This is a genomic window from Cryobacterium mannosilyticum, assembly GCF_004402705.1.
GTDB lineage: Bacteria > Actinomycetota > Actinomycetes > Actinomycetales > Microbacteriaceae > Cryobacterium > Cryobacterium mannosilyticum.
On sequence record NZ_SOFM01000044.1, the window covers coordinates 78,336 to 93,759 of the forward strand.

Here is a 15,424-nt window from a genome sequence, read left to right on the forward strand (position 1 = left end):
CCTCCGGTGGAAAGCGGCGCCGGTCAGTCGTTTCGGGCAAGATGGTGCCATGACCGAGGTGCTGCGACGATTCTCACCGGCCACCCGGGCGTGGTTCGGCGAGGCGTTCACGGCGCCCACCCCGGCCCAGCTCGGCGCCTGGGACGCCATCTCCCGCGGCTCGCACGCGCTCGTCGTCGCGCCGACCGGCTCAGGCAAGACGCTCGCGGCCTTCCTCTGGGCCATCGACCGGCTGGCCTCCCGGGCCGGTGAACCCGGAGCGGGCGACGCGCCCCCGACGACGACCGTGCTCTACATCTCCCCGCTCAAGGCCCTCGGCGTCGACGTCGAACGCAACCTCCGCGCGCCGCTCGTCGGCATCAGCCAGGCCGCGCTGCGCCTCGGGCTCGAACCGCCCCGGGTCAGCGTCGGCGTGCGCTCCGGAGACACCCCCGCCGCCGACCGGCGCCGCCTGGTCAAGGTGCCGCCCGACATCCTGATCACCACCCCCGAGTCCCTGTTCCTCATGCTCACCTCGGCGGCGCGGGAATCCCTGCGCGGCATCGACACGGTCATCATCGACGAGGTACACGCCGTCGCCGCCAGCAAACGCGGCGCGCACCTCGCCCTCTCCCTCGAACGGCTCGACGACCTGCTCGCCGCCCCGGCCCAACGGATCGGGCTGTCCGCCACCGTGCGCCCGGCCTCCGAGGTCGCCCGTTTCCTCGGCGGCTCCGCGGCCGTGGAGATCGTCGCCCCGGCCGCCGGCAAACGGTTCGACCTGCGGGTCGTGGTCCCCGTGGACGACATGAGCCAGGTCGGCCCGGTCGAGCCCCGGGAAGGCCAGGCCGCGGCATCCGCACCGCAGCCGGGGTCGATCTGGCCGCACGTGGAGGAGGCGATCGTCGACGAGGTGCTCGCGCACTCCTCCTCGATCGTGTTCGCAAACTCCCGGCGGTTGGCCGAACGCCTCACCGCGCGCTTCAACGAGATCTACGCCGGGCGGCTGCAGGACGCCGAAGCGGGCGAGGACCCGGCCGGTCAGGCAGACACCGACCGGCCGGCGGCAACGGATGCCCGTGCCGCCGCGCAGCCGGCGCCCCGCCAACCGGCCGAGCTGATGGGGGCCAGCGGCCGGAGCGAGGGCGCGGAACCCGTGCTCGCCCGCGCGCACCACGGCTCGGTCAGCCGAGAACAGCGGGCCATGATCGAGGACGACCTCAAGAGCGGGCGGCTGCGCTGCGTGGTGGCGACCTCCAGCCTGGAGCTCGGCATCGATATGGGCGCGGTCGACCTTGTCGTGCAGGTCGAGTCGCCGCCGTCTGTCGCGAGCGGGCTGCAGCGGATCGGCCGGGCCGGCCACCAGGTCGGCGAGGTCTCCCGCGGTGTCATCTACCCCAAGCACCGGGCCGACCTCATCCACTCCGCGGTCGCCGCGGAACGGATGGTGGCCGGGCTGATCGAGTCCCTGTCCGTGCCGGCCAACCCGCTCGACATCCTCGCCCAGCAGACCGTGGCCGTCACGGCGCTCGAACCGGTGCAGGTCGAGGACTGGTTCGACACCGTGCGCCGGAGCGCGCCGTTTCACACCCTGCCGCGTTCCGCGTTCGAAGCCACCCTCGACCTGCTCGCCGGGCGCTACCCGTCCGACCAGTTCGCGGAACTCCGGCCCCGGATCGTCTGGGACCGGGAGGCCGGAATCCTCACCGGACGGCCCGGCGCCCAACGGCTGGCCGTGACGAGCGGCGGCACCATCCCCGACCGAGGCCTCTTCGGCGTGTTCATGGTCGGCGGGGAGCAGGCCACCGGCCGCCGGGTCGGCGAACTCGATGAGGAGATGGTGTACGAGTCCCGGGTCGGCGACGTCTTCGCCCTCGGCGCGACCAGCTGGCGCATCCAGGAGATCACCCACGACCGGGTCCTCGTCGTCCCCGCCTTCGGCGAACCCGGCCGGCTGCCGTTCTGGAAGGGCGACGGCCTCGGCCGTCCCGCCGAACTCGGCGAAGCCATCGGCGCCTTCATCCGGGAGGTCTCCGCACTCCCGGCGGCGGAGGCCAGGGCCCGCTGCTCGGCCGGCGGCCTCGACGACCGCGCGGTCACCAACCTGCTCTCCTTCCTCGGCGACCAGCGCGCCGCGACCAGCCACCTGCCGACCGACCGCACCCTCGTCGTCGAACGGTTCCGCGACGAGCTCGGCGACTGGCGCGTCGTGATGCATTCCCCCTTCGGCATGCAGGTGCATTCGCCCTGGGCGCTCGCCGTCGCCGCCCGGGTGCGGGAGCGATACGGGATCGACGGGGGCTGCGTCGCCAGCGACGACGGCATCGTCGCCCGCATCCCCGACACCGACTCCGAACCGCCGGGCGCCTCCCTCTTCGTCTTCGACCCCGACGAACTCGAACAGCTCGTCACCGATGAGGTGGGCGGGTCCGCCCTGTTCGCCTCCCGGTTCCGGGAATGCGCCGCCCGGGCGCTGCTCCTCCCGCGCTACAACCCGGGCACCCGGTCCCCGCTCTGGCAGCAGCGGCAGAAGGCGTCGCAGCTGCTCGAGGTGGCCCGGGCCTTCCCGACCTTCCCGATCATCCTCGAAACCATCCGCGAGTGCCTCCAGGACGTCTACGACCTGCCGGCGCTGGTCGGCCTGGCCCGGCGGATCGCCGACCGGTCGCTGCGGCTGGTGGAGGTGCACACGGACACCGCCAGCCCGTTCGCCAGCACCCTCCTGTTCGGCTACGTGGCGGCCTTCATGTACGAGGGCGACTCCCCGCTGGCCGAACGACGGGCCACCGCCCTCTCGATCGACTCCAGCCTGCTCGCCGAGCTGCTCGGCCGGGTCGAACTGCGCGAGCTGCTCGACCCGGCGGTGATCGAGGCGACCGACCAGGAACTGCAACGGCTCCCCGACGACCGCAAGGCGAAGGGGATCGAGGGGATCGCCGACCTGCTCCGCGGCCTCGGCCCGCTGACCACCGCCGAGGTCGCCGCCCGGCTCGCCGTCGCCCAGGGGTCGGAGGCAACCCAGGGGCCGGGCGCGGCGGAGGGGCTGCTCGAACTCGCCGCCGCCAGGCGGGTGCTTCAGGTCAGTTACGCCGGTCGGGACTGGTGGGCCGGAATCGAAGACGCCGGCCGGCTGCGCGACGCCCTCGGCGTGCCGGTGCCGCTCGGTGTTCCCGCCGCGTTCACCGAGCCCGTCCCCGACCCGCTCGGCGACCTCGTCAGCCGGTACGCCCGCACCCATGGGCCGTTCACCACCGCCGACCTCGCCGCGCGCTTCGGCCTGGGCCCGGCCGTCGTCCTCGGCGCCCTGCGCCGGCTGGCCGGGGCCCGCCGGATCGTCGAGGGCGAGTTCCGTCCGCACGGCACCGGAAGCGAATGGTGCGACGCCGAGGTGCTGCGGCGGTTGCGACGGCGCTCGCTCGCCGCGCTCCGGCACGAGGTCGAACCCGTCGACCAGGTCACGGTCGGGCGGTTCCTGCCGGTCTGGCAGCATGTCGGCGGCCGGCTGCGCGGAATCGACGGCGTCGCATCCGTGATCGAACAGCTCGAGGGCGCGCGGATCCCCGCCTCGGCCTGGGAATCCCTCGTTCTGCCCGCCCGGGTCGCCGACTACCGGCCGGCGATGCTCGACGAGCTCACCAACTCGGGCGAGGTGCTCTGGGCCGGGGCCGGCACCCTCGCCGGCAACGACGGCTGGATCAGCCTGCACCTGGCCGAGACGGCGCCGCTCACCCTGCCCGCTCCGTCCCCGTTCGAGACGAGCCCGCTGCAACAGGAGATCCTCGGCACGCTCGGCGGCGGGGGAGGGTTCTTCTTCCGCCAGCTCGCCGATGCCGTCGGCAGCCAGGACGACACCGTCCTCGCCGTCGCGCTCTGGGACCTGGTCTGGGCCGGGCTCGTCGGCAACGACACCTTCGCCCCGGTGCGCTCGCTCATCGCCGGCGGGCACACCGCCCACTCCACCCGCCGGCCGGCCCCGCGGGCCCGGCTGCACGGCGGGCGCATCCTGGCCAGGCCGAGCCTGCCGCAGCGGGGCGGGCCGCCGACCGTCTCCGGCCGCTGGTCGATCGTGCCCGTCGCCGACGACTCGCCCACCCGCCGTGCGCACGCGCTCGGCGAGACCCTGCTCGAACGCTACGGCGTGGTGACCCGCGGGGCCGTGGCCGGGGAGGGGGTGACCGGCGGGTTCGCCCTGGTCTACCGCACCCTGCGCGGCTTCGAGGAGGTCGGCCGCTGCCGCCGCGGCTACTTCATCGAGGGGCTCGGCGCGGCCCAGTTCGCCACCGTCGGCACGATCGACCGGCTGCGTTCCTTCGTCGAACTCGGCCGCGGCGCCGGGGCGCCCGCCGAGCCGGTGGCGGTCACCCTGGCCGCCACCGACCCGGCCAACCCCTACGGTTCCGTGCTGCCCTGGCCGGCCCTGCCGGAGGGCACCAGCCACCGGCCCGGGCGCAAGGCCGGCGCCCTCGTGGTGATCGTCGACGGCGCCCTCGCGCTCTATGTCGAGCGCGGCGGCAAATCCGTGCTCGCCTACGCCGCGGGCGACGCCGTCCTCGCCGCGGCGGCGACCGCCCTGGCCCGCACCATCTCCGCCGGCCGGGTCGTCAAGCTCGGCGTCGAATCCGTCAACGGCCTCTTCGTGATCGGCACCCCGGCCGGGCAGGCGCTGCAGGCCGCCGGGTTCGGCGTCACCCCGAAGGGGCTGAAGCTGCATGCCTGAGGGCGACACCGTCTACCGCGCTGCCCGCACCCTCGACGGCGCCCTGCACGGGGCCACGCTCACCCGGTGCGACCTCCGCGTTCCCCGCTTCGCCACCGTCGACCTGACCGGCGAGACCGTGCACGAGGTGGCCAGCCGGGGAAAGCATCTGTTGATGCGGGTGGGGGAGGCCAGCATCCATTCGCACCTGAAGATGGAGGGTGCCTGGCACCTGTACCGGCCGGGGGCGGCATGGCGGAGGCCCGCGTTCCAGGCCCGCGCCGTGCTCGAGACGGCGGACTGGGTGGCGGTGGGTTTCGACCTCGGCCTGCTCGAGGTGCTCCCGCTGGCCGACGAATCCGCCCGGCTCGACTATCTGGGGCCCGACTTGCTCGGACCCGATTGGGACGCGGCCGAGGCGGTGCGCCGCCTCCGGTCCCGGCCCGAGCGCGCGGTCGCCGTGGCCCTGGCCGACCAGTCCAACCTCGCCGGGCTCGGCAACGAATACGTCAACGAGATCTGCTTCCTGCGCGGCCTGCTGCCGACCCGTCCCGTCGGCGAGGTGACGGATGTCCCGGCGCTGGTGGCCCTCGCCCGTCGCCTGATCTTCTTCAACCGCGACCGCGCCGAGCGGATCACCACCGGCAACACCCGCCGCGGAGCCCAGGACTGGGTGTTCTCCCGCGCCGGCCTGCCCTGCCGGCGGTGCGGCACCCCGATCGAGCGGGGCCGGCTCGGCCGCAACGCCCTCGAACAACGGGACACCTTCTGGTGCCCGCGCTGCCAAACCTGACCCGCACCCCAGGTCGCCGAACTGTGACTTCGGCCGGCCGAAAAAGCCGTCGAACTCACAGTTCGGCGGCCTGGACGGGCCGGCTAGTTGACCGGGCCGGTGAACTTCTCGCCCGGGCCCTGGCCGATCGGGTCCGGGATCGCCGACGCCTCGCGGAAGGCGAGCTGCAGCGACCGCAGGCCGTCGCGCAGGCTCCGCGCGTGCATGTCGGAGATGTCGGGGGCGGCGGCGGTGATCAGGCCGGCGAGGGCGGTGATGAGTTTGCGCGCCTCGTCGAGGTCGGTCTGCGCCTCCGGGTCGTCGGCGAGGCCGACCTTGACCGCGGCCGCGCTCATCAGGTGCACGGATGCGGTCGTGATGATCTCGACCGCGGCCACATCGGCGATATCCCGGGTGGCTTGAAGTGCTTCCTGCTCGTTGCTACTCGTCACTGAATTCCTCTGTTAGACTCGTCCGGGCTCCGAGATGCAAATCTCGGTACGAAAGTGGATAATCTCCCACCCGCGCATACCGCTTCATCAAGGTTACCGGGTTGTTTACACTCCGCCGTCGCGGCGCTGGATCTCCAGTTCGCGAAGGTAGACAGGGTGTCGTAGACGGTGTTCGAACGAAAAGTTCAGACCCGGATACGCGATTTTCCTCTCTTCGTCTGCGGGCGACATCCGTCGTCAGTTGCAGTCACGATGCATGAGAAGAGGAGAGACGCATCAGCGATCCCCGTACAAATGACCGTATTCGCGTCCCCGAAGTCCGTCTCGTTGGTCCCAACGGCGAGCAGGTCGGGGTTGTGGCCATCGATGTTGCGCTGCGTCTGGCACAGGAAGCAGATCTCGACCTCGTCGAGGTCGCGCCGACCTCCAAGCCGCCCGTTGCCAAGATCATGGACTACGGCAAGTTCAAGTACGAGGCTGCGCAGAAGGCCAAGGAGGCCCGGCGCAACCAGGCGAACACCATCCTCAAAGAGGTTCGGTTCCGTCTCAAGATTGATAAGCACGACTATGAAACCAAGCGCAAACGCGCCGAAGGCTTCCTGAAGGCCGGCGACAAGGTCAAGGCCATGATTCTGTTCCGTGGCCGTGAGCAGTCCCGACCCGACCAGGGTGTACGTCTGCTTCAAAGATTTGCCGAGGATGTCGCCGAGTTCGGTTCCGTGGAATCGACTCCGATGATCGACGGTCGAAACATGGTCATGGTCATTGGACCTCTGAAGAACAAGTCAGAGGCCAAGGCGGAGGCTAACGCACACAAGGCTGCCGACAAGGCAGAAAAAGTTGCCGATAAGGCTGACAAGGTTGCCGATAAGGCAGCGAAACTGGAGGAAAAAGATGCCTAAGATGAAGACCCACTCCGGGACGAAGAAGCGCTTCAAGGTGACCGGTTCCGGCAAGATCATGAAGCAGCAGGCCGGCCTGCGACACAACCTCGAGGTCAAGAGCACTCAGCGTAAGTCTCGCCTCAACCAGGACCAGGTGCTGGCCAAGGCCGACATCAAGGTCATCAAGAAGCTTCTCGGTCGCTAGACCCCGTACCCCTTAAGGAACCAGAACAATGGCAAGAGTAAAAAGAGCGGTAAACGCTCACAAGAGCCGTCGCGTCATCCTCGAGCGCGCCAAGGGCTACCGCGGCCAGCGCTCGCGTTTGGTCACCAAGGCCAAGGAGCAGCTCACTCACTCCTTCACCTACAGCTACCGTGACCGCCGTGCACGCAAGGGTGATTTCCGTCGCCTGTGGATCCAGCGGATCAACGCTGCGTCCCGCCAGAACGGCCTCACCTACAACCGTCTGATCCAGGGCCTCGCCCTGGCCGGCATCCAGGTTGACCGTCGCATCCTCGCCGACCTCGCGGTCAACGAGGCGGCCACCTTCGCCGCCATCGTCGAGAGCGCCAAGGCAGCACTGCCCGCCGACACGTCGGCGCCGAAGGTTGCCGCGTAGCTTCCACCCCCAGCAACACGCACTCTTCACGGGAGCGGGCCGAGCGCCCGCTCCCGTTCTGCGTGCCCGGGAGCCGAGGCGAGCGCCGTCCCGCGCGGCTGCTGCCGCCCGGCAGCGTGGCCGGTAAGCTGGTCTCATGTTAGATAATCCCCGTTCTCCGCGCGTGCGGGCTGTCGCGAAACTGGCGAATCGAGCCGCGCGCTCCGAGACCGGACTGTTCCTCCTCGAGGGTCCGCAGGCCGTCGCCGAGGCCCTCACCTACCGCCCCGAACTCGTCGTGGAGCTGTACGCCACCCCGACCGCCCTCGAGCGCTACACCGACATCGCCGACACGGCCGTCGAAGCCGGCGTCGACGTGGAATTCGTTACCGAACAGGTGCTCGAGACCATGGCCGACACGGTCACCCCGCAGGGTTTCGTGGCCGTCTGCCACCAGTTCCCCACCTCAGTCAAGGACATTTTCGCCAATGAGCCGCGCCTGATCGCCATTCTCGAAGAGGTTCGCGACCCCGGGAACGCGGGCACCATCATCCGTGCCGCGGATGCCGCCGGCGCCGACGCGGTCATCCTCACCGGCCGCAGCGTCGACCTCTACAACCCCAAGGTCGTGCGCTCGTCGACCGGGTCGATCTTCCACCTCCCCGTCGCCGTCGGGGTCACCCTCGAAGACGTGCGCGACCGCGCCCGGGAGGCCGGCCTGCAGCTGTTCGCCGCGGATATCAAGGGAACCGACCTGCTCCAGGCCCGCAACGAGGGGCTGCTCCTCGCCCCGACCGCCTGGCTGTTCGGCAACGAGGCGCGCGGGCTCAGCGACGAAGACCTCGCCAAGGTCGACCGGTCCATCTCGGTGCCGATCTACGGTCACGCCGAGTCGATGAACCTCGCCACGGCGGCCTCCGTCTGCCTTTACGAGAGCGCGTTCGCTCAGCGCAGCTAGCCACGAACCACGACGGCGCTATCACATGACGTGTGGTGGCGTCGTCTTTTTTTCTCCCCTAGGTTGGGGGTATGGAGCCTACTGAGTCAGCGCCGGCTACGTCCAACATCACCGTTCGCCGAGGTGAGCCGCTGGTCGTCGTGAAAGACGTCAACAAGAACTTCGGCGACCTGCACGTTCTCAAGAACATCAACACGGTCGTCACCCGTGGCGAGGTCGTCGTCGTCATCGGGCCGAGTGGGTCGGGCAAGTCGACGCTGTGCCGGGCGATCAACCGGCTCGAGACCATCGACTCCGGCAGCATCACGATCGATGGTCAGGCGCTCCCCGCGGAGGGGAAGGCGCTTGCGCGCCTCCGCGCGGATGTTGGCATGGTGTTCCAGTCGTTCAACCTCTTCGCGCACAAGACCGTGCTCGACAACGTCACCCTCGGCCCGATCAAGGTTCGCGGTCTCTCCAGGGCCGCGGCCGAGGAGAAGGCGATGGCTCTGCTCGAGCGCGTCGGGGTGGCGAACCAGGCCCACAAGATGCCGGCGCAGCTGTCCGGCGGGCAGCAGCAGCGCGTCGCCATCGCGCGGGCCCTGGCGATGAACCCCAAGGTCATCCTGCTCGACGAGCCGACGAGCGCGCTCGACCCCGAGATGATCAACGAGGTGCTCGAGGTGATGATCGACCTGGCCAATGACGGCATGACCATGATCGTCGTGACGCATGAGATGGGATTCGCCCGCAAGGCCGCCAACCGGGTGATCTTCATGGCCGACGGCGAAATCATCGAAGAGACCACCCCGGAGCACTTCTTCACCGACCCCCAGACCGACCGGGCGAAGGACTTCCTGTCCAAACTCATCACGCATTGACCTGAACGACAAATTCCGCGGTGGCGAATTGCCCCGCACCACGAAAGGAATTCACATGCGCAAGAGAATGACTCTCCTCGCCGTGATCGCAGCATCCGCTCTCGCGCTCACCGGCTGTTCCGGGCCCAACCCCGCGGGCGGCGGCGCCTCCGATTCCGCAAGCAAGTCCCCGTTCACGGTTGCCACCGACGTGTCCCTCACCGGCAGCCCCACCTTCGACGCCATGACGAAGCGTGGCACGGTGAAGATCGGGGTGAAGGAAGACCAGCCTGGCCTCGGCTACCTGGACGCCGCCACCGGCGAACGCAGCGGCTTCGACATCGAAATCGCGAAGTGGATCGCCGCGTCCCTCGGATTCTCCGCGGACAAGATCACGTTCGAAGCAATCCCGAGCGCCAACCGCGAGTCCGCGATCGTCAACGGTGACGTCGACTTCTACGTCGGCACCTACTCGATCAACGACAAGCGCAAGGCACAGGTCGACTTCGCGGGCCCCTACTTCGTCACCGGGCAGGGCCTGCTGGTCGCCGCTGACAACAAGACGATCAAGAGCGAGAAGGACCTCGCGGGGACGACGGTGTGCTCGGCGACGGGCTCAACGCCGATCCAGAACATCAAGGCGAACTTCCCCGACACGAAGACCACCGAATTCGACACCTACTCGCAGTGTGTCGAAGCGCTCAAGGACGGTTCGGTCGACGCCGTCACGACGGATGCCGCGATCCTGATCGGCTATGCCGCGCAGGATCCCGACAACCTCAAGGTCGTCGGCGAGCCCTTCACGGTCGAGAAGTACGGCGTGGGCATGCCGAAGGGCGACGACGCACTGCGGGCGTTCACCAATGACATGTTCACCAAGGGTGGGGACACCTGGGCCGCGATCTACGACGACACACTGGGCAAGTCGGGCACCAAGGTCGAGCAGCCCAAGGTCGAAGCGTACTAACCACCAGGTCGCCGGCGCCGCCCGATCCGGGCGGCGCCGGCCGACTGCCCCGGGTCACCCGGGGCGACCACCACTCGCACTCGCAGGAGAAGGGAAGACCAGGTCATGGACACTCTGTTCAACAATCTTGACCTCTTCGCGCTCGGATTCCAGAACACCCTCCTCCTGTTCGCGGTCTCGGCGGTGTTCGCCCTCGGCATCGGCATCGTCGTCGGCGCTATGCGGGTGTCGCCCGTGCCGGTCATGCGCGCGTTCGGAACCTTGTACGTCAACCTCGTCCGCAACACGCCGCTGACACTGCTGATGTTCTTCTTCGCGTTCGGCTATCCGAAGCTGCACCTCGTGCAGCTGCCGTACACGACCCTCGCCATCATCGCGCTGAGCATCTACACCGCCACGTACGTTGCCGAGGTGCTGCGCTCCGGTTTCAACACGGTGCCGACCGGCCAGGCCGAGGCGGCACGGGCGATCGGCCTGCCCTTCGCTCAGACGATGACCCTCGTGATCATGCCGCAGGCCTTCCGGGCCGTGATCCCGCCGATGATGAGCGTCTTCATCGCCCTGCTCAAGAACACCACCGTCGCCGCAGGGTTCTCCGTCGCAGAAGCAGGTGCGATCCGGGCCAATCTCTCCGAACGGGGCGAGCCCGCCATCGTCGTCCTCCTCTGGGTGGCGCTCTTCTTCGTCATCCTGGTGGGAGTCCTCTCCGTGCTGCAGCGATACCTCGAGCGCCGATGGAAGGTCCTCCGATGACGAATGTGCTCTACGACGTCCCGGGTCCCCGCGCGATCCTGCGCAACCGCATCCTCGGTGCGATCACGATCGCCCTGGTCGCGGCCGGGATCACCTTCGTCGTCTACCGGCTGGCAGACACGGGGCAGTTCTCGGCCGCGAAATGGAGGGTCTTCACCTTCCCGCTCGTGCAACAGAACATCGGCCTGGCGATTCTCGCCACCCTGAGCGCGTTCGCGGTGGCCGCGGTGGCCAGCCTGCTCCTGGGGCTGGTGCTCTCGATCGGCCGGCTCTCCGACCACGCCTGGCTGCGTGTGCCGTGCACGGTCTTCATCGAACTGTTCCGCGCGGTGCCCGTGCTCATCCTGATGATGATCATGTACTACGGCCTGCCGCCGCTCGGAGTGACCTTCGTCACCCCGTTCGTGGCGGTCGTGACCGGACTGACCCTCTACAACGGGTCCGTTCTCGCGGAGGTGTTCCGGGCGGGAATCGAATCCCTGCCCACCGGCCAGCGGGAGGCCGCCTACGCGATCGGGCTGCGCAAGAGCGCCGTCATGTCGCTGATCCTCTTTCCCCAGGCAATCCGGGCAATGATGCCCGTGATCATCTCCCAGCTGGTTGTCGTGCTCAAGGACACCGCACTGGGCTTCATCGTCACCTTCCACGAACTGCTCTACCTGGCGAAGTTCTACGGCGCGCAGTTCACCTACGGGTCGCCGATCATCCCGGCAACCATCGTGTTCGGCACCATCTACGTGCTCCTCTGCCTCGCCCTCTCGGGCGTGGCCAAGTGGGTCGAGGTGCGCAGCCGGCGCAGTCGCAGTGGGGCGCGGCCCGCGAATGTGGCGGAGACCGAACTGGCGGCGAGCAAGATCTAGCCGGCGGCGAAGGCCGGACAATCGCCACGGACTAAACTTGTGCCTTGTGTCTGATCCCACCGAAATCTTCGAAGAGGTCGTGAGCGCGGCCGTCACCGCCGCCCTCACCGCCATTTCCACCGCCGCCGACTCCGCCGCCCTGCGGGTGGTGCGCACAGAGCACGCGGGGGACGCCTCCCCGCTGGCCCGCCTGAACGCGCTCATGCGCACGGTCCCGAACGACCGGAAGGCCGCCGCCGGCAAGCTCGTCGGCCAGGCCAGGGGCCGCGTCAGCCAGGCCCTGGCCACCCGCGAGGCCGAGATCGGCGAGGCGGAGGCGCGGGCCCAGCTCGCGGCCGAGACCGTCGACGTGACCGCGGCGGCATCCGCCTGGCGGCCGGGGGCGCGGCATCCGCTCTCCCTGCTGCAGGAGCGCGTGGCCGACGTGTTCGTCGGCATGGGCTGGGAGGTCGCCGAAGGACCGGAACTCGAAAGCGAGTGGTTCAACTTCGACGCCCTCAACTTCGACGAGGACCACCCTGCCCGCGCCATGCAGGACACCTTCTTCGTCGACCCGCCCGAGGCCCACCTCGTGCTGCGCACCCACACCTCCCCGGTGCAGATGCGCGCCCTGCTCTCCCGCGAGCTGCCCGTCTACGTCGTCTCGCCCGGCCGGGTCTTCCGCACCGACGAGCTCGACGCCACCCACACGCCCGTGTTCCACCAGATCGAGGGCATCGCCGTCGACAAGGGCCTGACCATGGCGCACCTGCGCGGCACCCTCGACCACTTCGTCAAGGCCATGTTCGGCCCGGAGGCGAAGGTGCGGCTGCGCCCCAACTACTTCCCGTTCACCGAGCCGAGCGCCGAACTCGACCTCTGGCACCCGACCTTCAAGGAGGGCGCCCGCTGGATCGAATGGGGCGGCTGCGGCATGGTCAACGCCAATGTGCTCCGCTCGGCCGGGATCGACCCCGAGGTGTACTCCGGTTTCGCATTCGGAGTCGGCGTCGAACGGGCCCTGATGTTCAGAAACGATGTGAAGGATATGCACGACATGGTCGAAGGCGACGTCCGGTTCAGCCAGCAGTACGGGATGACCGTCTGATGCGCGTTCCCCTGAGCTGGCTCGGCGAATTCGTCGACCTCGAACCCGGCACCACCCCCGAGGACGTGCACGCCGCGCTGGTGAGCGTCGGCCTCGAGGAAGAAGAGATCCACCGCTTCGACCTGACCGGCCCGATCGTCGTCGGCGAGGTGCTCTCGATCGAACCGGAGGCCCAGACCAACGGCAAGACCATCAACTGGTGCCAGGTGCGGGTCGCGCCCGGCGACGAGGTCGCCGCCGACGGCGGCCCCGCCGTGCACGGCATCGTCTGCGGCGCCCACAACTTCGCCGTCGGCGACAAGGTCGTCGTGACCCTGCCCGGCGCCGTGCTACCCGGCCCGTTCCCGATCGCGCCCCGCAAGACCTACGGCCACGTCTCCGACGGCATGATCGCCTCGGCCCGCGAGCTCGGCCTCGGCGACGAGCACGACGGCATCCTGCGCCTGGCCGCCCTCGGCCTCGACGCCCCCGTCGGAACGGATGCGATCGCCCTCCTCGGCCTCGACGACAGCGCCGTGGAGATCAACGTCACCCCCGACCGCGGTTATGCGTTCTCGATCCGCGGCGTCGCCCGCGAATACGCGCACGCCACCGGGGCGACCTTCCGCGACCCGGCCCTCGCCGTGACCCCGGCGCCGTCCTCGGTCGAGTTCGTCGTCACCATCGACGACCAGGCACCGATCCGCAGCCGGATCGGCGCGAGCGTCTTCGTCACCCGGGCCGTGCGCGGCGTCGACCCGACCCGGCCGTCTCCGGCCTGGCTGATCGCCCGGCTCAAGCTGGCCGGCATCCGTTCGATCTCCCTGATCGTCGACGTGACCAACTATGTGATGATCGAGCTCGGCCAGCCGATCCACGCCTACGACCTCGACGCGCTGGCCGGCGGCCTCACCGTGCGCCGCGCTGCCACCGGCGAGAAGCTCACCACCCTCGACGACGTGACCCGCACCCTTAGCCCGGAAGACCTCCTGATCACCGACGGATCCGGGCCGATAGGCCTGGCCGGCGTGATGGGCGGGCAGACCACCGAGATCGGGGCGACCACCACCAATGTGCTGGTCGAGGCCGCGAACTTCGACCCGGTATCGATCGCGCGCACCGCCCGCCGGCACAAGCTGCCCAGCGAGGCATCCCGCCGGTTCGAACGCGGGGTCGACCCGGCCGTCGCCGCCGTCGCCGCGGCCCGCGTCGTGCAGCTGCTGGTCGAACTCGCCGGGGGAGTGGCCGACGACCTCGGCTCGCTGCACGACGCCACCCCCGCCGCCGAACCGATCTTCCTGCCCACCGGGTTCATCTCCGGCCTGATCGGGCTCGAGTACACCGGCGAGGAGGTGCGCACCTCGCTGGCCGAGATCGGCGCGTCGCTCACGGAGACCGAGGGCGGGCTGTCCGTCACCGCGCCCAGCTGGCGCCCCGACCTGACCGACAAGTGGACCCTGGCCGAGGAGGTCGCCCGCATCGTCGGCTACGACCGGATCCCCTCGGTGCTGCCCGTCGCCCCTCCCGGGCGCGGCCTCACCCGCAGCCAGGTGCTGCGCCGCCAGGTCGCGCAGACCCTCGCTGCCGCCGGCCACACCGAGGTGCTCGCCTACCCGTTCGTCGCCGAGAAGGCCAACAACCTGTTCGGCGCCCCGGCCGGCCCGGTCGTGCCGCAGATGCGGGTCGCAAACCCGCTCGACGGTGAGGCGCCGTTCCTGCGCACCTCGATCCTGCCCGGGCTGCTCCAGATCGCGCACCGCAACCGGTCCCGCGGCCTGACCGACCTGGCCGTCTTCGAGCAGGGCCAGGTCTTCCGTCCCCTGGCCGGCGTGGTCTACGGCAGCACGGTCGTGCCGCCCGGCGCCGTACGCCCCAGTGCGCACCTCGAGGCCGAGCTGAACGCGGGCATCCCGCCGCAGCCGTTCTCCGTCGGCGTCGTGCTCACCGGCAACGCCGTCCGGCAGCAGCCGGGCCGCCCGGCCGTGGCCGCCGGCTGGCAGGACGCCCTCGCCGCCGTGCAGCAGGTCGCCCTGGCCACCGGCGTGGCCATCCAGGTGCGCCAGGGTTCGCACCAGGCGATGCACCCCGGGCGCACGGCCGAACTGTTCGTAACGACGGATGCCGGCGCCGCCTCGGTCGGATTCGCCGGCGAGCTGCTCCCGGCCATCGCCCGCGGTTTCGACCTGCCCGCGGTCGTCGCGGTCGCCGAAATCGATCTCAGCGTGGTCTTCGACCGCGCCGGCGCCGAACTCCAGGCCACCCCGATCCGCACCATGCCGGCCGCCACGCAGGACCTGTCCCTCGTGGTCGACGTCGTCGTCCCGGCCGGGGAGGTGCTCGAGGCCGTGATCGCCGGCTCCGGGTCGCTGCTCGACCACGCCGAGCTCGTCGACGACTACCGCGGGGCGGGCATCCCGTCCGGCCGCAAGTCGCTGACGTTCGCCCTGCGGTTCCGGGCCGCCGACCGCACCCTGACCGCGGCCGAGGCCAGCGACGCCAAGCTGGCGGGGGTGGCCGTCGCGGCCGCCCGCTTCGGCGCGACCCTCCGCGAGTAGCCTCCGCCCAGATCGACCTTTTCGGTCGAGACCGCCCCGCACAC

At 69.8% G+C, this 15,424-nt stretch carries 13 protein-coding genes; 12 read left to right on the top strand and 1 reads right to left on the bottom strand.

Going from position 1 to position 15,424, the window contains the following annotated elements:
- The first annotated feature begins 49 nt into the window (after positions 1-49).
- The gene (locus tag E3O32_RS14400) at positions 50-4,696 is read left to right on the top strand and encodes an ATP-dependent helicase (protein WP_134510511.1); all 4,647 of its coding nucleotides are present in this window, start codon (positions 50-52) and stop codon (positions 4,694-4,696) included.
- Positions 4,689-5,468, top strand: coding sequence for a DNA-formamidopyrimidine glycosylase family protein (locus E3O32_RS14405; RefSeq protein WP_134510512.1), 780 nt, complete (start codon positions 4,689-4,691; stop codon positions 5,466-5,468). Before E3O32_RS14400 ends, E3O32_RS14405 begins: the two co-directional genes overlap by 8 nt.
- A gap of 83 nt (positions 5,469-5,551) precedes the next feature.
- Here the strand turns inward: E3O32_RS14405 and E3O32_RS14410 are convergent, their stop codons facing one another.
- Positions 5,552-5,899 (bottom strand): DUF1844 domain-containing protein, encoded by a 348-nt coding sequence (locus tag E3O32_RS14410; protein ID WP_134510513.1) that lies wholly within the window; start codon positions 5,897-5,899, stop codon positions 5,552-5,554.
- A 275-nt stretch (positions 5,900-6,174) separates the two neighbouring features.
- Here E3O32_RS14410 and infC point away from each other — a divergent pair, with 275 nt between their 5' ends.
- The 10 genes from infC (at position 6,175) to pheT (ending at position 15,380) form a co-directional block, all read left to right on the top strand.
- The gene (gene infC / locus E3O32_RS14415) at positions 6,175-6,801 is read left to right on the top strand and encodes a translation initiation factor IF-3 (protein WP_134510514.1); all 627 of its coding nucleotides are present in this window, start codon (positions 6,175-6,177) and stop codon (positions 6,799-6,801) included.
- Positions 6,794-6,988, top strand: a complete 195-nt coding sequence (gene rpmI / locus E3O32_RS14420; protein WP_134364955.1) for a 50S ribosomal protein L35 — start codon at positions 6,794-6,796, stop codon at positions 6,986-6,988. Before infC ends, rpmI begins: the two co-directional genes overlap by 8 nt.
- A gap of 28 nt (positions 6,989-7,016) precedes the next feature.
- Positions 7,017-7,403: a 50S ribosomal protein L20 gene (rplT, locus tag E3O32_RS14425; RefSeq protein ID WP_134510515.1), complete on the top strand. Its 387-nt coding sequence runs from the start codon at positions 7,017-7,019 to the stop codon at positions 7,401-7,403.
- 136 nt (positions 7,404-7,539) lie between these two features.
- Positions 7,540-8,340, top strand: a complete 801-nt coding sequence (locus E3O32_RS14430) for a TrmH family RNA methyltransferase (protein WP_134510516.1) — start codon at positions 7,540-7,542, stop codon at positions 8,338-8,340.
- Between the two features lie 71 nt (positions 8,341-8,411).
- Entirely contained in the window at positions 8,412-9,200 is a 789-nt protein-coding gene (locus tag E3O32_RS14435) for an amino acid ABC transporter ATP-binding protein (protein WP_134510517.1), read from the top strand.
- Between the two features lie 55 nt (positions 9,201-9,255).
- Positions 9,256-10,146 carry a glutamate ABC transporter substrate-binding protein gene (locus tag E3O32_RS14440; protein ID WP_134510518.1) on the top strand — a complete coding sequence of 297 codons (891 nt, stop codon included), beginning with the start codon at positions 9,256-9,258 and terminating at the stop codon, positions 10,144-10,146.
- 105 nt (positions 10,147-10,251) lie between these two features.
- Complete coding sequence (locus E3O32_RS14445; protein ID WP_134510519.1) at positions 10,252-10,899, top strand: amino acid ABC transporter permease; 648 nt, start codon at positions 10,252-10,254, stop codon at positions 10,897-10,899.
- Complete coding sequence (locus E3O32_RS14450; protein WP_134510520.1) at positions 10,896-11,759, top strand: amino acid ABC transporter permease; 864 nt, start codon at positions 10,896-10,898, stop codon at positions 11,757-11,759. The genes E3O32_RS14445 and E3O32_RS14450 overlap by 4 nt, the downstream gene beginning before the upstream one ends.
- Positions 11,760-11,805: 46 nt before the next feature.
- Complete coding sequence (gene pheS, locus E3O32_RS14455; RefSeq protein ID WP_134510521.1) at positions 11,806-12,846, top strand: phenylalanine--tRNA ligase subunit alpha; 1,041 nt, start codon at positions 11,806-11,808, stop codon at positions 12,844-12,846.
- Positions 12,846-15,380 (top strand): phenylalanine--tRNA ligase subunit beta, encoded by a 2,535-nt coding sequence (pheT, locus tag E3O32_RS14460; RefSeq protein ID WP_134510522.1) that lies wholly within the window; start codon positions 12,846-12,848, stop codon positions 15,378-15,380. The genes pheS and pheT overlap by 1 nt, the downstream gene beginning before the upstream one ends.
- Positions 15,381-15,424 lie beyond the last annotated feature (44 nt).